Origin of the sequence: Leucothrix pacifica (genome assembly GCF_003172875.1) — a bacterium.
Lineage (GTDB): Bacteria > Pseudomonadota > Gammaproteobacteria > Thiotrichales > Thiotrichaceae > Leucothrix > Leucothrix pacifica.
The window spans coordinates 1-21,057 of sequence record NZ_QGKM01000035.1 but is presented as its reverse complement, the minus strand read 5'-3'; the positions used below and the strand labels follow the sequence as shown (position 1 = coordinate 21,057).

Genomic DNA, 21,057 nt, shown 5'->3' with positions numbered 1-21,057 from the left:
TGAACTATATTCGGTCGTTTAGTTTTTTGTCGTGTACAGAGATGACACACTTAACGATTCACGACGAACATTGCTGATTGATAAAACGTCATAGACGATAATGGCACTGACTCAAGGTATTCTAAAGCGCAGCAATTTAAACAATAACGGGAGAACAGATAATGGCGGATATTAATAAATTGCTTGGGCAGTTGTTGAATAGCGGCGCAGCCACGGGGCTTGCTGGTGGTTTAGCGGGCGGACTTGCGACAGGCATGATGTCAAAAAAAACCAAGAAAAAGATCGGTAAAACGGCATTGAAAGCGGGCGGCATTGCGGCGGTGGGTGCGCTCGCATTTACGGCTTATAAGCAATACAACAAGCACCAAGGCAACGATGGTGGCACGACACCACCTCCGACGAAGACACCAGCCAAAGACTTAGAGTTATTCTCTGCACCGCAAGACTCTGCCTTTATTCCCGCCTTAGAAAACCAACAAGCTAATGATGAGCTTGCACTGACGCTCGTTCGCGCGATGATCGCGGCTTCCAATGCGGATGGCGTGATGGATAGTAAAGAAAGCCAGGTTATCTTTGAGAAGATTTCAGAGTTGGGATTAGACAGTGAAAATCAGGCGTTACTGGTAAGAGAGATGAACCAGTCGGTTGATATAAATACCATTGTAAAGAGCGCGACAAGTCCTGAAGTTGCAGCAGAAATTTATACCGCTTCGTTATTGGCAATTGATGTTGATAATGCTGCTGAACGAGGTTATCTGGCGATGTTAGCGGCACGTCTGGAACTGCCTCAGCCACTGGTGCAAGAGATTGAGCAACTCGTCGCGGATCAAAAAGCGTTATGAGTAATTGGTAAACGGCATACCGTTCTTTTTGCTATGAAAATGAAGAGGAGCGGCAGTGTTGATATACGCAAGCCTGTTTGTTTGGGCTTGCGTAATCTTGTTTCCTATGTGTCGGCGTCACACAGGGAGTACCGAACAATAAATGGTCTCTTATCCTATCGTTTCCCAAGTAAGGCCACCCCCAACATCACCAAAACCATCCCGGCAAAATGTACTAAACCAAACGGTTCACCCAGGAGTATGACGGCTAGCATAATAGTGAACACAGGCCCAGCCGTTCCGACTATGCTTGTTTTTGATGGCCCGATGCGCGCAATGGCCTCACTGACCATAAAGCTGGGTAAAACGGTACAAAAGAACGCCAGCAGTACAGCATAAAACCACACCGCACCATTTACTTGAAAGTCTGTAAGCTCATTGCTGAATCCGAAGTGGAGGAGTGCATAGGCTGCAGAGGCCAACATGGCAATACTGGTAAATAAGCGACTGCCTAACTGGATGATATAGGGCTTACTGAACACTACGTAACAAGAAAAAGTAAAGGCTGCTGCCATGACAAATAACACACCGATAGTGGCATCTGGCCTGATTAAGTTTGCTTCGTGCCAGTACAGAATCATCACGCCGCTGTAAGTTAGCAATAATGACAGCATCACACGCTTAGTGATTACATCTTTTAGAAACAACCAGCCCAATAACGTGGTCATAATGGGGTAGCTGTATAGGGTTAGGCGTTCTAACTGGGCAGAGATATAGTTCAGCCCTTGCAAGTCTAAATAAGAAGACAGGTAGTAACCGATAAATCCCAAACCCAATACTGCCAGCAGGTTTTTCCCTTGCGGCATGGCTTGGTGCTCTTTGAAGATTAACCAGAGTAGGGTCGCCAAATAAAACGGTATGGCGAGCATCATTCTGAGAGTGAGCAGGGTAGTGGTATCGACACCTTCCTGATACGCCAACTTTATAAATATCGACTTCAGCGCAAACATGGCGGTGCCACCTGCCGCTAATAGTAGTCCGCTGTCTAATCGCGTTTTTTCAAGGTAGTTAGCTATGTTTTCCGGCATGTTAAGCTCCGTTAGTGGATGCAGGTACCGGACGAAATATTGAATGGCTCCGGGAACTCCGCAGCCAATGTTTGATTATTTCAACGCAACACTAACCGCTTCGCATGAGATGCAAAGCAGCCACCAACGTGAGTTGGTTCGATTTAATGATGGTTGACGTGTTTTGAACATTGTAGTGACTATATCGTACGAATTATTAGATAGGAAGCTTTGTCGCAGCTTGGTTTTATCGCAAGATTAAGCCGGTAGAACACTTAGGCTCAGAGAGGAGCTTTTAAGACGGGTTAGTAATCAGGCGAGCTAAATGCTTATAATGCTTCGCTAATAAGGTAAAGGAGAAGGCGCCCCGACATGAGCGATAAGAAGATCAGAAATATGGCAGAGTTTGCGATTGCCTGTGGTATATCGCGCCCAACGATTTCGAAGTATTTCAATGATCCTGACAGTATAAAACCATCAAGTCGGGCAAAAATCGAAGAGGCGCTGGGGCGTTACGACTATCGTCCGAATATCTATGCGGTCAATCAGAACCGTCAGATGACCAAAAATATTGGCATTGTCGTGCCTTATCTTGCTGACCCGTTTTTCGCTGAAATGGTGCGGTTCATCGAGCGCCTTTTTATCGATACTGGTTATTCACCCTCACTGTTCAGTTCACATGGTGAGCAAAAACTTGAGATGGAAATATTGGATAGTTTACGCGCAATGAAGCCCGCAGGAGTTTTGCTCGCTCCTTTAGGCAGAATATCTAATCACAAAGCGATTGAAGCGTTTTGTAGTAACGTTCCGACTGTTCTGTTTGACAGTAATCTTGAAGGAATAGGCGAGGCCTTTATTGGTTCTGATAATCATAGTTTTATCTCTCAAACCGTTGAATACCTTACCCGAACCGGGGAGCCCCCTTGCTTCCTTGAAATGAAACATCCTGCTAATCCTAACGCGAATAAGCGTCGTGAAGCGTATCTAAGCATCATGCACGACTTAGACTTTGAGCCTCATGTTGTGAGTCTTGATGGAACGGGCTGGGGCTTTGAGGAGATTGGTCATCAAGGTGGAATCAAGTTACTTCAGGAAAAAAGCCTCCCAACACGTACGGTGTTGTGTAGCAACGACCGGCTCGCTATTGGCTTTTTGGCTGCTTGTTACGAACGAGGAGTTCGGGTCGGGCGAGACGAGAGTGATGATTTACGCGTCGCATCACTGGATGATCATCCCTTTTCACGGTTTACCTGTCCCTCGTTAACCACGGCAGCACAAGATTATATGTCGGTATCAAAGCATGCTGTGGAGACATTGTTCCGCTTGATTGAGTGTGGGGGCCGATTTGAACAGCGTGAAGAGAAGTTGTTTCCGGCCAAGCTGATATTGCGGGAGTCAGCATAAACATATCACTCCTCTGGTGAATTCGGGATAGTATAGAATATTTTACACGAGTAGAAATAAAATTTGACCCGAGTCAAATTTTAGTAATGTAATACGCCTGAGGGTTTTTTTACACGCGTAAAAAAATTTATTGACCCAAGATACTTTTATATGTTTTATTAGATTTTGGTATTTAATAACCAAGGAGGAGATTATGAGTCTCAAGAATACCCTATGCGCAGCTGTTGCGGCGTCCTTTCTATCTGCTGGTGTTGCCAGTGCCGATAAGCTAACTATTGCTACTGTAAACAACGGTGACATGATCCGTATGCAGGGCATGACAGAAGATTTCACTAAGAAAACAGGTCACACTGTTGAGTGGGTAACCTTAGAAGAAAACGTACTACGTCAACGTGTAACGACTGACATCACTACTAAAGGTGGTGCTTTCGATATCATGACTATCGGTATGTACGAGACTCCGATTTGGGGTAAGAACAAGTGGTTGGTTCCTCTGGATGATCTAAGCGAAGGCTACAACGCTGCTGATATCCTACCTGCTATGTCTGGTGGTCTTTCATACGACGGTACTTTGTACGCTGCACCATTCTATGGTGAGTCTTCAATGATCATGTACCGTAAAGATCTTATGGAAAAAGCTGGCATGGAAATGCCTAAGTCTCCATCTTGGTCTTTCATCGCACGTGCAGCTCGTAAGATGACTGACCGTGATGCTGATATCAATGGTATCTGCTTACGTGGTAAAGCAGGTTGGGGTGAAGGTGGTGCATTCATCACTGCAATGTCTAACTCTTTCGGCGCTCGTTGGTTCGATGAGAAGTGGAATGCACAGTTTGACACTCGTGAGTGGTCTGACACGCTAAACTTCTACAAGAACATGATGGACGATGCTGGTCCTAAGGGCTTCGCAACAAACGGTTTCAACGAAAACTTGTCTCTTTTCCAACAAGGAAAGTGTGGCATGTGGATCGATGCAACAGTTGCTGCTTCATTCGTAACAAATCCTAAGGATTCTAAAGTTGCTGATAAAGTCGGCTTCGCTCTAGCACCTGACAACGGCATGGGTCGTCGTTCTAACTGGTTATGGGCTTGGGCTCTGGCTATCCCTGCTGGTACTCAGAAAGAAGCTGCTGCTAAGCAATTCATCGAGTGGGCTACTTCTACTGACTACATTGAGTTAGTTGCTGCTAAAGAAGGTTGGGCTAACGTACCTCCTGGAGCACGTACTTCATTGTATGAGAATGAGAACTACAAAAAGGTTCCATTCGCTCAGATGACTTTGGATTCAATCCTGTCTGCTAACCCTAAGGCTTCTACTGTAGATCCTAGCCCTTATGTAGGTGTTCAGTTCGCTGCAATCCCTGAGTTTGCTGGTATCGCAACAGAAGTAAGTCAAGAGTTCTCTGCTGCATACGCTGGTAAGCAAACAATTGCTGAAGCGCTAGCTAAGGCACAGACAATCACCAATGACGCTATGGAAGCTGCTGGTTACAAATAACCAGCTACACAGCTCCATCTAGCAAGTCCCAGAGGGTGGCAGTCCTGCCGCTCTCTGAGTTTAAACCATCTATTTTTCATCTCAAACGCTGCCACTTGGCTGACAGTGAGGTAATATCATGGCTACGCAACACTCAAGATCCGCTGCCTGTATGATGATGGCTCCTGCGGTCGTCCTCCTACTTGGTTGGATGCTCGTGCCGTTGATTATGACCCTGTTTTTCTCATTCAAAAAATACTTACCTCTGCGTGGCGATTCGCTATCAGACGGTTTGGAATGGGTTGGGTTTTTAAACTACGAACGCTTTATCAGTTCTGGTTCATTCTGGCCAAGTGTCCAGACAACTTTAATTATCGTCCTTAGTGTACTTATAATCACTGTAACGCTAGGGGTTTTGCTGGCGCTGTTATTAGACCAGCCGATGTGGGGACAAGGTGTCGTTCGCATATTAGTGATTGCTCCATTCTTTGTAATGCCGACGGTTTCGGCGCTAGTTTGGAAAAACATGTTCATGGATCCCATTAACGGAATCCTTGCACATCTCTGGAAGTTTTTCGGTGCAGAGCCGGTTTTATGGCTATCTGAAGCGTCTTTGCCCTCCATCATTATTATTGTTTCCTGGCAGTGGCTGCCATTTGCAACTCTAATATTACTGACTGCAATCCAATCACTTGATAGTGAGCAGCTTGAAGCATCTGAGATAGATGGTGCACCAAAGCTGAAAAGGTTCTGGCACATTATTCTGCCTCACCTGTCACGCTCGATTACGATTGTTATTCTGATCCAAACAATCTTCGTATTAGCAGTATTTGCGGAAATTTTCGTTACTACAGGTGGTGCATTTGGTACCAAGACACTGACTTACTTAATCTTCCAGCGAGTACTGGATAGTCAGAATATTGGGCTAGGTTCCGCCGGTGGTGTATATGCCATTATCCTCGCTAACATTGTTGCCATCTTCCTGATGCGCATCGTTGGCAAGAATTTAGACGCTTAAGGGAGGACGAGATATGGCACGCGCAGTTACAAATCAACGTAAAGCGATGAACACCTTTTTTGCATGGGCATTAGGGTTATTAATCTTCTTCCCAATTTTGTGGACGATCTTAACCAGCTTCAAAACTGAGGCACAGGCAATTAGTGATCCACCGATTTTCTTCTTCTTTGATTGGACACTGGAGAATTATAAGGCGGTTCTGGAACGATCTGATTACGCGAAGTTTTTGTGGAACTCTATCTTTATAGCAGGTGGTTCTACCTTACTTGGGATCATCATTGCTGTACCAGCAGCGTGGTCGATGGCTTTCGTACCATCAAAGCGTACAAAAGACATTTTGTTGTGGATGCTCTCTACTAAGATGCTGCCAGCAGTTGGTGTGCTCTACCCTATCTACTTAATCTGTATTGAGTTAGGTGTATTGGACAGTCGAATTGCTTTGGTCTTTATCTTGATGCTGATCAATCTGCCAATTATCGTTTGGATGCTTTATACATACTTTAAAGAGATTCCGGTCGATATTTTGGAGGCAGCACGAATGGATGGTGCATCGCTACGTGATGAAATTATTCATGTGTTAACACCAATGGCGATACCTGGTATTGCATCAACGGTACTTCTAAACGTCATCCTAGCTTGGAACGAGGCGTTTTGGACACTTAACTTAACAGCAGCAGATGCTGCTCCACTTACCGCTTTCATTGCGAGTTATTCAAGCCCGGAGGGTTTGTTCTTTGCCAAACTAAGCGCAGCATCAACAATGGCTATTGCCCCCATCTTGATTATGGGTTGGTTCAGTCAGAAGCAGTTGGTACGTGGTTTAACATTCGGCGCAGTGAAATAAGAGGAAATTATGGGACGTTTTGTACTTGATAAGGTCAGCAAGAGTTTCGGTGATGCACAAGTTATCCCGCCACTAGATCTGACGATAGAAGACGGTGAATTCACTGTGTTTGTTGGTCCTTCGGGTTGTGGTAAGTCAACGCTGCTGCGTTTGATTGCCGGCTTAGAGGATGTAACCAGTGGTACGGTAAATATTGACGGCAAGGAGATGACAGATGTTCCTCCTGCTAAGCGTGGACTATCAATGGTCTTCCAGTCATACGCACTGTATCCGCACATGTCAGTTCGCAAGAACATCGCTTTTCCACTACGCATGGCGAAAATGGATAAAGCTGAAATCAAAAAACGCGTTGAAGATGCAGCATCGGTTCTGAACCTGACTGATTATCTGGATCGCCGACCTGGTCAGCTATCTGGTGGACAGCGTCAGCGTGTTGCGATCGGACGAGCAATTGTTCGTGAGCCATCAGCGTTTTTATTCGATGAGCCGCTTTCAAACCTTGACGCCGCGTTGCGTGTGGGTATGAGACTGGAAATCAGTGAGATGCATAAGCGACTTGCTACTACCATGATCTATGTAACGCATGATCAGGTAGAAGCGATGACGATGGCAGACAAGATCGTTGTACTTCAGGCCGGTGTTATTGAGCAGGTTGGAAGCCCGTTAGAGCTATACCGTTCGCCACGCAATACCTTTGTTGCCGGCTTTATCGGTAGCCCGAAGATGAACCTGTTAAAGGGTGCTGAAGCAGAAAAGCACGGAGCGACGACGATTGGTATTCGTCCGGAACATATCTCAATCTCTCACGAGAGCGGTATGTGGGAAGGCGTTGTTGGTGTATCTGAGCATTTGGGTTCTGATTCATTCTTCCATGTACAGTGCGATGCGTTTGAGCATCCTTTGACAGTGCGTGCGACAGGAGAAGTAGAGCTTAACTATGGGGCAAAGATATTTTTGACTCCGGATCTTGCTCATCTGCACAAGTTTGACGCGGATGGTCTTCGTCTCTAATGAATAGATTATCTGGCAAAACTGCATTAATCACGGGGTCAGCTCGTGGTATAGGCTTGGAGTTTGCCCGGACTTATATTGCTGAGGGTGCGCGCGTAGCAATTGCCGATATTAATATCGAGCGCGCACAGGAAGCAGCAGCAATGCTTGGGGAGGCAGCCATTGCAGTTGCAATGGATGTCACCCAACAAGACAGTATTGATTCTGCAGTGACCACTACGATAGAAGCGCTCGGGCAAATAGATATTCTCATTAACAATGCGGCGATATTTAGTGCTGCACCGTTAACAGAGATTAGCCGTAAAGACTTCGACGATGTGTTCGCGATCAATGTATCGGGTGTTTTATTTACGATGCAAGCAGTCGCCAAGCACATGATAGAACGTGGTGGTGGTGGCAAAATTATTAACATGGCGAGTCAGGCAGGTCGTCGCGGTGAGCCATTGGTTGCTACCTATTGTGCTTCAAAAGCAGCGGTGATCAGTCTTACCCAATCTGCTGGGTTAAACCTTATCGAGCACGGTATTAATGTGAATGCTATCGCACCGGGTGTGGTAGACGGAGAGCATTGGGATGGTGTCGATGCTTTTTTTGCTAAGTATGAAAATAAGCCCTTAGGGCAGAAAAAAAAGGAAGTGGGTGAGGCAGTACCTTATGGTCGAATGGGCGTGGCTGGTGACTTGACAGGTATGGCAGTTTTTCTAGCGAGTGACGAAGCTGATTATATCGTTGCTCAAACCTATAACGTCGACGGCGGACAATGGATGAGCTAATGACAGAGAGTAAACTAAACGTGGTACCACAAAAACTCAGTAACGAAACTTTAGCAAGCCTGCCTGCTGATGTCGTGCGGCCGGATTATGACCGGACGACGTTGACGCCAGGTATTGTGCATATTGGTCTTGGAAACTTCCATCGCGCTCACCAGTCTTGGTATTTACATCGGCTTATGCAGATGGGCCTTGCACAGGATTGGGCAATCATCGGCGCAGGCGTGCGACCTTATGATGATGTGCAGCGCGAAAAGATGGCTGCTCAGGATTATTTGACCACTTTAATCGAACTTGACCCTGAGTCAGGTACATCGGCTGAAGTGGTTGGTTCGATGATCGATTATATTGATATCGTAGAAGGCAACGGCCCTTTAATCGAGCGCATGGCGGCTGCGGATATCCGGATTGTTGCGTTGACGGTGACAGAGGGTGGCTATTATATTGACCCCGCTACTAAGGGTTTTGATGCGACTCATCCTGATATCATTCATGATGCAGAAAATCCGGATACACCGGTTACTGCCTTCGGCGCAATGATCGCTGCATTGAAGTTGCGCCGTGAGCGTGGTGTTGGCCCATTTACCGGGCAGTGCTGTGATAATTTACAGGGAAATGGCGCTATTTTACGCCAGACTGTAGTTTCTCTCGCTAAGCTATCTGACCCTGAGTTAGCGGACTGGATTGATACAAATTGCAGTTTTCCAAACTCGATGGTGGATTGCATCGTTCCGGTTACCGGTCCAAATGAAATTGCAATGGCACGTGAGTTTGGTATTGATGATGCTGTGCCGGTTACCCATGAATCATTCCGCCAATGGGTGAGTGAAGATGATTTTTGTGCGGGTCGACCAGATTGGGATAAGGTGGGTGTTACGTTCACTGACGCCGTGCATGATTATGAAGCGATGAAAATTCGTATTTTGAATGGCGGGCACCAGGTTCTGGCGAATACTGGTGAGTTATTAGGAATGGAAACCATTGCTGGTTGTATGGCCCATCCTTTGATCGCTAAGTTCTTCGCTAAAGTTGAACACGAAGATATTGCACCACATGTTAAAGCCGTTCCGGGTATGGAGCCAAATGCTTATATCGACCTGATCGTTAAGCGTTTTTCTAATCCTGCGATTCTTGATACAACGCGACGTGTTGCATTTGATGGTTCATCCCGTCATACGGGTTTCATCTTGCCGATTTTACGCGATGGCTTAGCATCAGATGGTTCAATCGAGGGTCTGAGTCTTGTTGAGGCGCTATGGGCGCGGATGTGTGCTGGCACACGTGAAGATGGTAGCGCAATTGAAGCCAATGATCCTTTCTGGGATGACCTGTTTGCAACAGCTCAGCAGGCGAAGTCAGAGCCATTAGCGTGGCTTCAGATGAGTCAAACCTATGGTGATTTGGTTGAGCAAAAACGCTTTACCGATGCCTTTTCAAAGTGGTTGACTTTGATTTGGGATCAGGGCGTTGAAGCAGCACTAACAGAGTATTGTAGTCAATCAGGTGGCTAGTATCATTTAATTCCGATGGTGACATTGTGATAACATAGGAGGATGAAATGGGTAATAAATCACCTAAAACTCGAGCACCTGAGTTAGAGCATGCTTTCCAAAGAAACCCTGATTTGGGCTATGAGCCTGAAGGGTCGTTCGGTTATATTCGCTGTCTGGAGCACGGCGCGCCGAACCCTCTGATTCGCTGGCACTATCACGAAGAATATGAGCTTCATCTGATTACTGAAACCAGTGGCAAAGTCTTTGTGGGGGATTATATCGGGCGCTTCAAGCCCGGTAACCTGGTATTAACAGGCCCCCGCCTTCCTCATAACTGGATTTCAACTGAAATCGCAGAGGAGGGTGTTGAGATACGTGATCGTGTTTTGCAATTTCCTGACGAACCTCTGCGTCAAGCCAGCGAGCTAATCCCCGAGTTGCGCGAAGCATTTCCGCTGCTAGAGCGAGCAAAGCATGGCATCGAGTTTAATGGTATGAGTGACATTGCCAATGAAAGCATGGGTCGGATTTTACAATCCTCCGGTCTTGAGCGATTTTCAATTTTCCTCAGACTCCTTTCAAAGCTGTCGCAGCATCAGGATTATCGTCTGCTCTCAAGCGTACAGCTACAAAGTTTTGATGATGATGCCTCGTTACATCAGATCAGTGAAGTTGTTGATTATATGACGGCTAACTATGCGACGCCGTTTACGATGTCAGAGATTGCTGAGCGCATTGGCATGACGGAGAGTCGTTTTTCTCGCTATTTCAGACGTGCCACCGGTAATACCTTCACAGACTTTGTCAATCACCTGCGAATCAATCGTGCTTGTCAGTTGTTAATGGAGACTGAGCAGTACATTAGTACGATTTGTTATAACGTCGGTTTTAACAATGTCGCAAACTTCAATCGCCGCTTTATGGAAATAAAAGGCATGACACCGAGTGAGTTCCGCAAGCAAGGTGAAGAGCGCTTTGGACGTTAATATACTCTCCAATTAATCCTTTATTCATGACGTCATTGCTAGACTAGCGCTATTAATCATAAAAATAAGTTGTCTAATCAACAATGAGTTACGCAGCGGTTCAGCTCGACAATATCTATACTTCTCTTGAAGATGTAGGCCCTTTAATTGTGGCCTGTATCGATAGAGAAAGTGCATGTGTGTTGTATAAAAACAAGCGTTTTGAGCGCGAGCTAGTGTGTCCGGATAATGAGACTGACCAAATCACTCTTTATGACTTTATTCATGATGAAAGTTATATTCCTCTGGCGCGCTTATTGAGTGACGCCAAGCGCGATCCCGTGCAAACAGCGCAGCTTTGTTTTCTAGATAAGCATGGGAAATGCTTTGAGATAGTACTCAATACTCACGCGAATCCTGCTGATCCTGATCAATTGATTCTATTCTTGAATGATATTCGTCAACAGCAAGAACGAGATCGCTCCCTGCGTGTGTATGAGCAGATATTCTCATCAACGGAAGAACTCATTGCGCTAATTGATAATAACTACCGCTATCAAGTGGTTAACCGTGCTTATCTTGAGCATCATCAGGTCTCTGAAGATAATATTATTGGCAACACCTTATTCGACTTATATCAGGATGATGCCGGAGACTTAGTAAAGCTGATTGATCGCACATTAAAGCATGGCGAAGTGGTTCGTGAGCTGCACCCCTACACGGGGTCTGGCTTAAGCAACGAGGTTCGCTATATCGATAGTATGCACTCTCCTTATTACAATAAAGAGGGAGAGATTTGTGGGGTGATTGTCGGTGCTCGTGATATCACGGAGCAGCATCTGGCAGAGAAGGCGATGGAGTCATCACAGAGCTACTACAAAATGTTATTTAAGCATTCGCCGGATATGTTGGCATCTGTCGATATCACTAGTGGTGAGATCATTGAATGTAACGATATGTTCTCAAAAGTGCTGGAATATGATTGCCAGGACGTTGTTGGCTCCAGTGTATTTGATTTTCATGATACGAACTGCAAAGAAATGCTCGCCGGTTCTGTCGCGACCTTAAATGAAACAGATGCTATTTCAGATCTTGAACTGAGCTTGTCAACGAAGTCGGGCGAACATATCCCTGTTAGTTTAAGAACCACGCCTTTGGTTGACCGGGAGCGGAATATTGCGATCTTTGTTTGGCGTGATATCAGTCGTCAAAAACAGTTAGCATATGATGCCATTCATGACCCCTTAACAGGCTTATTAAACCGTGACGGCTTTATGGAGAAATTTGAAAAGCCGTTTAGGCGCAGTGAAGGGAAAACCTTGTGTTATTTTGACGTTGATAACTTCAAAACGCTAAATGATCGCTTTGGTCATTTGTTGGGGGATAAGTTTCTGATGGAGCTATCCAAACTTATGGTTGATTTGATGGAAGGTGAGGTGCTGGGGCGACTGGGTGGCGATGAATTTGTCGCGATGCTTTGCCATGATGATCTGGAGGTTGCTGAACGCTCCATGGAGATGATCAATCGAGGTGTTACTGAGTTGGTATCCAGTGATGAGCGCTACTCAGAGAGTGATCTTAGCGTCAGTATTGGCATTACGCCCTATACCAGTGACGAGCAGCGGAAGGTCGTATTGCAGCGTGCGGATAACGCCTGCTACCAATCTAAACGTACCGGTAAAAACAAAGTCACTACTTATGAAGTGCAGGTGGCTTGATGACACAGCTAACACGCATCATTCAGGAATTATCACCGCACATGCTGGTTTGTGTGGATCGGGTGACAGCCTCCATTGTTTACCATAACCCGGCGTTTTCTAAAAAAATACGTTGTGAGTCTGACAAAATTCTGGAAACTAGTCTGTTCAAGTTTATTGAAGAAAGCTCATATATCCCACTGGCCAGAGTATTGAAAACCATACCGCCTAACAGTGAGATGAACCTCAATGTGCTTCTGAAAAATAGCAAATCTCAAACTATCGATGTGTCTTTGCAGGTATGTCGCCGTAGTGATAATGATTTTTTGTTGTACCTGTTTTTTGTCGATAATACGGCGCAGGTGAAAAAAGATCAGGATTTAGAGGTTTATCAGCAGGTTATTGCCTCTTCTCAAGAGATCATGCTGTTAATTGATAACGACTACAATTACCGGATTGCTAATCAAGCGTTTCTGTTGCACAGCGGACTTAAAGAAGAGTTGGTTATTGGACGTAATATCCGTGACTTGCTGGGTGATCAGGCAGATATGCTGATCAGCATGTTGGATAAAACAATCAATACAGGTGAGACGGTACGTTTTCAGTTTGAGCTCATTGACCCTGTTAAACAGAATGTGATTAATCTGGATAGCATACAAAGCCCTTACAGGAATGATCAGGGTGAAATTACCGGTGTGATTGTGTGTGCCAGAGATATCACCCCTTACGTTGAAACCAATAAAGAGACGAGCTCCTCCAACCATTACTATAAGAGTTTGTTTGAATATTCTCCGGACTTATTAGCGTCGGTTAATCTGCAGACCGGCTTGATTCTGGAAGCTAACCACACGCTGGAAAAGGTATTGGGTTACGAAAGCGCTGAATTAACAGGGCAGCATTTATTCAAATTCCATGGTAGCGCGCACAAGAAAATACTAGCCGAGGCCATTGTTAATTTATCCAATAATAATCCGATCAACTCTCTGGAAGTATCGCTAATTGCCAAAGATGGTAGTTATATTTCAGCAGACCTACGGACGACGCCAATCGTCGATGCTGACAGCAATATTGCCATTTTTGTATGGCGCGATACCCGTTATCAGGAAAAACTCGCGTTTAAAGCAGCGCATGACCCATTGACCCATTTATATAACCGGGCAGGCTTTATGCCTTTGCTGGAGGAGGCATTCCAGGCAGGTGAAGAGCGCGTCTTGTGCTTTTTGGATATCGATAATTTTAAGTTGTTGAATGATACCAGCGGACACCTTGCCGGGGATGAGTTCCTAATCGCCATGGCCGATTTGTTAAAGAAAAATATGAGCCGTCATGACAGGCTGTGTCGTCTTGGTGGGGATGAGTTCTTAGTGTTGGTCTGTGGGCGTGAGTTGGGTGAGGTTCACAAGCTGATGCGCATTGTGCTGCTAAAAATGAATTCATTGATAAAGGGGCAGCGTAAGTACCTGAATGCCAAGTTAGGTATTAGTATTGGTGTGACTCCGTTTAGCGCTGGTGAGGAGAGTCGAACGATACTGACAAGAGCTGATGAAGCCTGCTATCAGGCCAAAAATAACGGCAAAAACCAGATCGCCGTTATTAATCACAAAGCCGCCGTCTAGATACGTTGTACCTGTCTGGTTTCAGTGTCTATTTCATAGAACGGTGTATTTCTGTCGTGTGTGCTGGTGCCAAATACCTGAACCACACCAATGCCATGCTCACGCTGTTGGTCATACAAACGTTTCTCAACGTGGTTGTGACCAAACAGTAAAATATTGACCTGATTACCAATGATTTGATGCAGGCGTGTGCGGTCGTATAACTGCATCGCACGGAAGCGGAAGTTAAAACGAAACGGGTGATGGTGCATATATAAGATGATATTGGCATCTGGGCTTGTCTGACGGATCTTCTTAATCGCATCATCCAGTTTAGTGAGCTGAGAATCGCCTAGCCAGCCGGCAGCGGTAAAGCGTGCCCACATCCGGTAGTACCAACTCAGTTTGAAAACACCTTCCATTGTGTCCAGACCGATGAAGTAGTTATCGTCAAATTTATTCACGATCGGGTAATTCCAGCGCCCGTTGTGGACGTTTTGAAACGGTGCATCGCGGTCAGATTCACGCGTTGTTAGTTTCAGAGCAAATTGATTGTAGTGGTAGCGTGAGTTGTAGTCGTCATCTAGTCCTTGTTTACCGTAATCATGGTTGCCCGGACACATCAGAATTGGGAAGCCGGCATTGTGTAACTTGAATAATATCTTCTCGGCCTGTTGAAACTGTTCCTGCTGTCCGTCATGCACAAAATCGCCGGTGATTAATAGCAGAGGTTTTTCTCGCCATGCGCTGTAACGTCGTTGTATTTTCTCGACTAACTTCTCAGCGAGTGAATTTCTGGTGGCATGTTCTCCGACATGTAAATCACTGATATGTACAAACTTCATGCCTACTCCAAATGTCCTTATATTGATGATTCCGTATTCTTATATAGCATGTTTCTGGTAATAAGTAATGGTAATCTGTAGTGGCACATTATTTGCATCCAATTTTACTAAACACTTACTAAGGGCAACTCAAATATGCTTAAAGTCATGTTGGTCGACGGCAATGCTGAACGATCCGATGTACTACAAAATGAGCTAAAAGCAGATGACAGCGTGAATGTCATCGTTGTCGATGGCAGTCGCGACTTAATGACTGAGGTCAGAAAGTACTCGCCAGACATTATTATTATTGAGATGGCGAGTCCGGACCGCGATACGCTGGAGTCTTTACGTACCGTCAACAGAGAGCTGCCCAAGCCGGTAGTGTTCTTTGCCGAACAGAGTGATTATGAAACCACGCAAGCGGCTATTAATGCGGGTGTGAGTGCCTATATTGTTGATGGCTTATCTGAGAACCGCCTGAACTCTGTAATGGAAGTCGCCATTGCACGCTTTAAGACATTCCAACAACTTAAAGATGAACTGGAGGAGACAAAGGGGCGCTTACAAGACCGGAAAGACGTTGATAAGGCTAAAGGTATCTTGATGAAACACCGTCAACTTAGTGAAGAAGAGGCGTATCAACTGCTGCGTAAAATGGCGATGGATCGTAATATGAAAATTGGCGAAGCAGCCCGTAACTTTACGGCTGCTATGTCGCTATTGGGAGATATTGGATGACACACACCACCCACTATCACCCGGAAAAAACAGAACTCAATATCGGCTTTTTACCATTAACGGATTGTGCACCTTTAGTAGTGGCTCAAGAACGTGGTTTGTTTGAAAAATACGGCCTCAACGTCCATCTGCAGCGAGAGGTATCCTGGGCGAATATTCGTGACCGGGTTGGTTTTGGTAGTTTAGATGCCGCACATATGTTGGCGCCAATGCCTTTGGCTGCAAGTCTGGGGATTGATGGTTTAGGCATTGCCATGCAAAGCGCCTTTAGTATGGGGTTAAACGGCTCGGCCATTACGCTATCGCGCGGTCTGATGGAAGAGATGAAACAGGTGCAACCGGAGAGCTTTCAATGCTCACCACTGAGTGCTGAGCCATTGAAAAAGCTACTGAGTGAGCAGCGTGATCGTAAACTGGTGTTTGCTCATGTGTTTCCTTACTCACAACATCACTACCTCCTCAATGCATGGTTAGAGAATGCGGGTATTGATCCGCATAAAGACGTTGAGCTGCGGGTGATCCCACCGCAGCAAATGGTACTGAAATTAGCGAATGGTGAAATAGACGGCTTTAGTGCAGGGGAGCCGTGGAATCAAATCGCGGTCAGGCAGGGCGTGGCCAGTATCGCTACCACTAGCTATGAGATGTGGAACAACGGCCCCGGAAAAGTATTGGGTGTCACCAAGCAGTGGGCAGATCAATACCCGCAGACGCATCAGGCGCTTATTGCCTCTTTATTAGAGGCAGCGCAATGGCTGGATGAGCCTGAGGGACGACTTCAGGTGGCAGAGTGGTTGTCACAGCCAGAATATCTTAATGTGCCACTTGCGCAAATTAGTGGGCCGTTGCTAGGACAGTGTCTGTACTCAGGCGATGAACCAGCACGTTCATTACCAGACTTCAATTGTTTCTATCGTTATGGCGCGACCATCCCCTGGCACTCGCATGGACAGTTCTTTCTTCAGCAAATGCGCCATACCGGCCAACTGACTCATAAGGTGAATGAGCCTGAGTTGCTGAACGCTGTTTATCGAATGGATGTATACCAGTCGGTTGCCGAATCATTAGGCTTACCTTATCCGATGAGTCAGTACAAACCGGAGGTGATTCACCAGTCACCATGGGTGTTTAAAGACGCGAGCCAGCCTATCTCTATGGGTAGCTCATGGGTGGCGACTGACAAGCTTCGTCAGCAACTGCTTCAGCTCAATGCACAGCAAGGGTAATTGTGATGCACGTTTCATGTGCTTGAATCAATTGATGCTCACTTAAATGGTGCGGCGCAATATCAGAAGTATGATTGACCTCGGCTATACAACGGTAAATTAGCTGCGTTGTAAAAATTGGCACGGTAGTTGCAAGACAAATTATTAACAATCAATGGCGATTGCTTACTAAAGTCCTGAGCAGTGTAGTTCAGGGTTAAAAAATAGTTTTAAGGGTAATGATGCCCCGGATTTTGCAGGTGAAGCCACCACCTCGCAGAGTGCGGGGCTTTTTTGTTTTCTGAATGATGAAAAAGGTACTGGAACATGATGAAAGACCAAAAGATCACACGTCGCTCACTACTAAAGCGTAGTCTGTCAGCACTGGCGCTCAGTGTTGCTGTCGGCACAGGCGCATTCACATCAACGGCTGCATTTGCTGAGCTGGGTGAGCCTGAGAAAGAGGAACTAAAGTTCGGCTTTATCAAACTGACCGATATGGCTCCACTAGCCATCGCTTATGAAAAAGGCTTCTTTGAAGACGAAGGTCTGTACGTTACGTTGGAAGCGCAAGCTAACTGGAAAGTATTGTTAGACGGTGTGATCGACGGGCAACTAGACGGCGCGCATATGCTAGCAGGTCAGCCACTGGCAGCAACCATCGGTTTCGGTACCAAGGCACACATCGTGACGCCTTTCTCAATGGACTTGAATGGTAATGGTATTACCGTTTCTAACGAAATCTGGGAAAAAATGAAGCCGCACGTACCGGTTGCAGACGGTAAGCCTGTTCACCCAATCAAAGCGGACTACCTAAAGCCTGTTGTTGAAGACTTCAAGAAGGAAGGTAAAGCCTTCAAAATGGGAATGGTATTCCCGGTATCAACTCACAACTATGAGCTTCGCTACTGGCTAGCCGCTGGTGGTATCCACCCTGGTTACTATGCACCTCACAAGAACGACATCACAGGTCAAATTGATGCGGATGCACAGCTTTCTGTAACGCCTCCACCACAGATGCCAGCAACCATGGAAGCCGGTACTATTCACGGTTACTGCGTCGGTGAGCCATGGAACCAGCAGGCTGTATTTAAAGGCATCGGTGTACCGGTTATTACTGACTACGAGATCTGGAAAGATAACCCAGAGAAGGTGTTTGGTTTAACTAAAGAGTTCACTGAGAAATATCCAAACACCACGGTTCGCTTAGTTAAAGCACTGATCCGAGCTGGTGAGTGGTTGGATGCGAATGACAACGCTAACCGTATGGAAGCAGTAAAGATTCTGGCTAAGTCTGAGTATGTTGGTGCGGATGAAGAGGTAATCGCAAACTCAATGACTGGGACATTCGAATATGAAAAAGGCGACAAACGTGACGTGCCTGACTTCAACGTGTTCTTCCGTTATAACGCAACTTACCCGTTCTACTCTGACGCTGTTTGGTACCTAACTCAGATGCGTCGTTGGGGGCAAATCTCTGATGCTAAAGATGATAAGTGGTTCGATGAGACTGCGAAGAGCGTTTACCGTCCTGACCTGTACGCACTGGCTGCTAAAGAGTTAATTGCTGACGGTACGTTGAAAGCTGAAGACTTCCCTGACTTTGAAACTGAGACTGGTTACAAAAAGCCTCAGAGCGAGTTCATTGATGGTGTGACGTTTGACGGTACAAAACCGAATGATTACCTGAAGGCCTTTGAAATTGGTCTGAAAGGTGATGACAAGTTGTAAGGCTTAAGTTAAGGAGCTGCCGCGCTCATGGTGGTGGCAGCTCCTGATTAGAAATAAAGGGTGAATGATATGTCTGAGCGAATCGACAGCGCGAGCACAACAGGAATGGACTGGTTACTACCAAAAATAAAAACAATGACCGTCCCGCTAATTGGTATTTTAATCTTTCTGGGGATCTGGCAGATGGGTGCGCCCAAAATTGTCACGTCACTAGGCGCAGTGCCAGGGCCTACTCAGGTCTTCCAACAGTTTGTAGGGCTGGTGGATGAGCACAAAGAGGCACGTGAAAAAGAAGCGGCTTTTATCAAGCGACAAGAAGTGCGCAATGCCAAAAAACTAGAAAAAGACCCGAATGCTGTTGTTAAGATTCGTGCTTACACGGGTAAGGCGACCTTTTTTGATCAGATATGGACGAGTTTGCTGACAGTGAGCGCAGGCTTTTTAATCGCTTCACTCATCGCTATCCCAATCGGCATTATTGCCGGGTTAAGCCAAACAGTTTACACGGCAATTAATCCACTAATACAGGTATTCAAGCCGGTGTCACCGCTGGCGTGGTTGCCGATTATCACCATGATTGTGAGTGCGGTTTACGTCTCTGACAGTCCGATGTTTGAAAAATCATTCGTCACCTCAGCACTAACGGTTATGTTGTGTTGCTTGTGGCCAACCATGATTAACACCGCAGTCGGCGTTGCCAATATCAGTCAGGACTTGCAGAACGTGAGCAAAGTACTGCGTCTGAGCTGGTGGACACACGTTGTAAAAATTGTATTGCCATCTGCTGTTCCAATGATCTTTACCGGCTTACGCCTGTCATTTGGTATTGCGTGGATGGTACTGATTGCCGCAGAGATGCTGGCGCAAAACCCTGGCCTTGGAAAGTTCGTATGGGACGAGTTCCAGAACGGAAGTTCTAATTCACTGGGTCGTATTATGGTGGCGGTCATCGTCATCGGTGTACTGGGTTACTTACTGGATCGCGGCATGTTGACGCTGCAGAAGTATGTTTCCTGGGATAAAAGCCAAGCCTTGCGTTAATCGGAGAGAAATAATGAGCACCAAAGAACATTTAGTTATCACCCAAGCCTCGATTGATTTTCCGACGCCGAATGGCCCGTATCGCGCGCTTGATAAAGTCAATTTAAAAATTGCAAAAGGGGAGTTCGTATCCATTATCGGACACTCCGGTTGCGGTAAGTCCACCGTCTTGAATATCGTTGCTGGCTTATATCAAGCCACTGAAGGCGGCATTATTCTGGACGGTAAAGAAGTGAATGAGCCAGGCCCGGAGCGTGCGGTCGTGTTCCAGAACCACTCACTACTGCCTTGGATGTCGGCGTATGAAAACGTTGAGCTTGCGGTAAAACGCGTCTTTAAAGGCAAGAAAAGCAAAGCTGAAATGAAGGAATGGATTGAGCACAACCTCAGTCTGGTTCACATGGATCACGCCATGGATAAGCGTCCGGATGAGATTTCCGGTGGTATGAAGCAGCGTGTGGGTATTGCTCGTGCTTTGGCGATGGAGCCGCAGGTTCTGTTGCTGGATGAACCATTTGGTGCATTGGATGCATTGACCCGTGCACACCTTCAGGACTCGCTGATGGAGATCCAGAAGGATCTTGGTAATACCGTGATTATGATCACGCATGATGTGGATGAGGCGGTATTACTGTCTGACCGCATCGTGATGATGACCAATGGCCCTGCTGCAACGGTCGGTGAGATTCTGGATATCAACCTGCCACGCCCTCGTGATCGTGTCGCGATGTCTGAGACGCCGGAATATATTCGTTGTCGTAAGGCGGTGCTGAGCTTCTTGTATGAGAGACATGGAAAGAAAATTGAAGAAGAGCCTGAGGTTGTTGAAGAAACTGTTGAGACGGCCGAAGAAGCTGCGACTGAGGCAGTAGAGGCAGAAGCGTCAAACTTGGTGGATATCAAAAAAAAAGTGAAGACTGAAGCCGCTTAATAAAGAGTTGTACCTTGTAAGTTTTGGCCTCCTATTTGGAGGCTTTTTTTATGGGGTGTAAATTAAGGAGGAAAGGTGGGTAGTTCTTCAGATAATTTTCCTAAGCAGTAATTGGTTTGGATGGTGTATTATTACTCAGAAGGATGCTGTTTTTTCAAATCTTGTGATGCTAAATTATTTTAGAGAAAAGTGGGATACTTGTTTTGGTCACATGTTACAAATTTAATAATTGACTATTTTACTAATAGGTTTGGTGATGATCTATGGAGCCTTTAACTGAGCTAGCTAGAACTGGAATTGACAATATCTTAGTAGATATTGTGAAGGCTACAACTAATGTACTGAGAAAAAAGATAACAGATAAAGTTACAAGTGAAATTCTGTATCGTGCACTACGCAACCTAGTAGTCTAAAAATTTAGC

Annotated in this window: 18 protein-coding genes; 16 read left to right on the top strand and 2 right to left on the bottom strand. The window is 45.9% G+C overall.

The genetic code is table 11. The features are described 5' to 3' along the window. The first annotated feature begins 161 nt into the window (after positions 1 to 161). A complete protein-coding gene (locus DKW60_RS12180) occupies positions 162 to 842 on the top strand; it encodes a tellurite resistance TerB family protein (RefSeq protein WP_109837929.1) in 681 nt (226 codons plus the stop codon). A gap of 155 nt (positions 843 to 997) precedes the next feature. On the opposite strand, the gene DKW60_RS12175 is transcribed toward DKW60_RS12180, so the two are convergent. Further along, positions 998 to 1,909, bottom strand: coding sequence for a DMT family transporter (locus tag DKW60_RS12175; RefSeq protein WP_109837928.1), 912 nt, complete (start codon positions 1,907 to 1,909; stop codon positions 998 to 1,000). Between the two features lie 351 nt (positions 1,910 to 2,260). Between DKW60_RS12175 and DKW60_RS12170 the strand changes: the two genes are divergently transcribed. The 10 genes from DKW60_RS12170 (at position 2,261) to DKW60_RS12125 (ending at position 14,183) form a co-directional block, all read left to right on the top strand. Then, complete coding sequence (locus DKW60_RS12170) at positions 2,261 to 3,292, top strand: LacI family DNA-binding transcriptional regulator (protein WP_109837927.1); 1,032 nt, start codon at positions 2,261 to 2,263, stop codon at positions 3,290 to 3,292. A gap of 193 nt (positions 3,293 to 3,485) precedes the next feature. Continuing rightward, positions 3,486 to 4,790: an ABC transporter substrate-binding protein gene (locus DKW60_RS12165; RefSeq protein ID WP_109837926.1), complete on the top strand. Its 1,305-nt coding sequence runs from the start codon at positions 3,486 to 3,488 to the stop codon at positions 4,788 to 4,790. A gap of 118 nt (positions 4,791 to 4,908) precedes the next feature. Further along, positions 4,909 to 5,787 carry a carbohydrate ABC transporter permease gene (locus tag DKW60_RS12160; protein WP_109837925.1) on the top strand — a complete coding sequence of 293 codons (879 nt, stop codon included), beginning with the start codon at positions 4,909 to 4,911 and terminating at the stop codon, positions 5,785 to 5,787. A gap of 13 nt (positions 5,788 to 5,800) precedes the next feature. Next, a complete protein-coding gene (locus tag DKW60_RS12155; RefSeq protein WP_109837924.1) occupies positions 5,801 to 6,631 on the top strand; it encodes a carbohydrate ABC transporter permease in 831 nt (276 codons plus the stop codon). A 9-nt stretch (positions 6,632 to 6,640) separates the two neighbouring features. Next, positions 6,641 to 7,642 (top strand): ABC transporter ATP-binding protein, encoded by a 1,002-nt coding sequence (locus DKW60_RS12150; protein ID WP_109837923.1) that lies wholly within the window; start codon positions 6,641 to 6,643, stop codon positions 7,640 to 7,642. Next, entirely contained in the window at positions 7,642 to 8,415 is a 774-nt protein-coding gene (locus tag DKW60_RS12145) for an L-iditol 2-dehydrogenase (RefSeq protein WP_109837922.1), read from the top strand. Before DKW60_RS12150 ends, DKW60_RS12145 begins: the two co-directional genes overlap by 1 nt. Continuing rightward, a complete protein-coding gene (locus DKW60_RS12140) occupies positions 8,415 to 9,923 on the top strand; it encodes a mannitol dehydrogenase family protein (protein ID WP_219988745.1) in 1,509 nt (502 codons plus the stop codon). Before DKW60_RS12145 ends, DKW60_RS12140 begins: the two co-directional genes overlap by 1 nt. Before the next feature lie 47 nt (positions 9,924 to 9,970). Further along, positions 9,971 to 10,891, top strand: a complete 921-nt coding sequence (locus tag DKW60_RS12135; RefSeq protein ID WP_109837920.1) for a helix-turn-helix domain-containing protein — start codon at positions 9,971 to 9,973, stop codon at positions 10,889 to 10,891. 83 nt (positions 10,892 to 10,974) lie between these two features. Next, entirely contained in the window at positions 10,975 to 12,588 is a 1,614-nt protein-coding gene (locus DKW60_RS12130) for a sensor domain-containing diguanylate cyclase (RefSeq protein WP_109837919.1), read from the top strand. Then, entirely contained in the window at positions 12,588 to 14,183 is a 1,596-nt protein-coding gene (locus DKW60_RS12125) for a sensor domain-containing diguanylate cyclase (RefSeq protein ID WP_109837918.1), read from the top strand. The genes DKW60_RS12130 and DKW60_RS12125 overlap by 1 nt, the downstream gene beginning before the upstream one ends. Here DKW60_RS12125 and DKW60_RS12120 read toward each other — a convergent pair. Beyond that, a complete protein-coding gene (locus DKW60_RS12120; RefSeq protein WP_109837917.1) occupies positions 14,180 to 15,007 on the bottom strand; it encodes a metallophosphoesterase family protein in 828 nt (275 codons plus the stop codon). The two genes, DKW60_RS12125 and DKW60_RS12120, sit on opposite strands and share 4 nt — an antisense overlap. A gap of 135 nt (positions 15,008 to 15,142) precedes the next feature. On the opposite strand from DKW60_RS12120, the gene DKW60_RS12115 reads away from it, so the two are divergent. From DKW60_RS12115 to DKW60_RS12095, 5 genes are all read left to right on the top strand, one after another. Continuing rightward, the gene (locus tag DKW60_RS12115) at positions 15,143 to 15,727 is read left to right on the top strand and encodes an ANTAR domain-containing response regulator (RefSeq protein WP_109837916.1); all 585 of its coding nucleotides are present in this window, start codon (positions 15,143 to 15,145) and stop codon (positions 15,725 to 15,727) included. Then, a complete protein-coding gene (locus tag DKW60_RS12110; RefSeq protein WP_109837915.1) occupies positions 15,724 to 16,953 on the top strand; it encodes a CmpA/NrtA family ABC transporter substrate-binding protein in 1,230 nt (409 codons plus the stop codon). Before DKW60_RS12115 ends, DKW60_RS12110 begins: the two co-directional genes overlap by 4 nt. 309 nt (positions 16,954 to 17,262) lie before the next feature. Further along, positions 17,263 to 18,663, top strand: coding sequence for a CmpA/NrtA family ABC transporter substrate-binding protein (locus DKW60_RS12105; protein ID WP_219988746.1), 1,401 nt, complete (start codon positions 17,263 to 17,265; stop codon positions 18,661 to 18,663). Between the two features lie 69 nt (positions 18,664 to 18,732). Next, positions 18,733 to 19,704 carry an ABC transporter permease gene (locus tag DKW60_RS12100; RefSeq protein WP_109837913.1) on the top strand — a complete coding sequence of 324 codons (972 nt, stop codon included), beginning with the start codon at positions 18,733 to 18,735 and terminating at the stop codon, positions 19,702 to 19,704. A 13-nt stretch (positions 19,705 to 19,717) separates the two neighbouring features. Next, a complete protein-coding gene (locus DKW60_RS12095) occupies positions 19,718 to 20,635 on the top strand; it encodes an ABC transporter ATP-binding protein (protein WP_109837912.1) in 918 nt (305 codons plus the stop codon). Positions 20,636 to 21,057 lie beyond the last annotated feature (422 nt).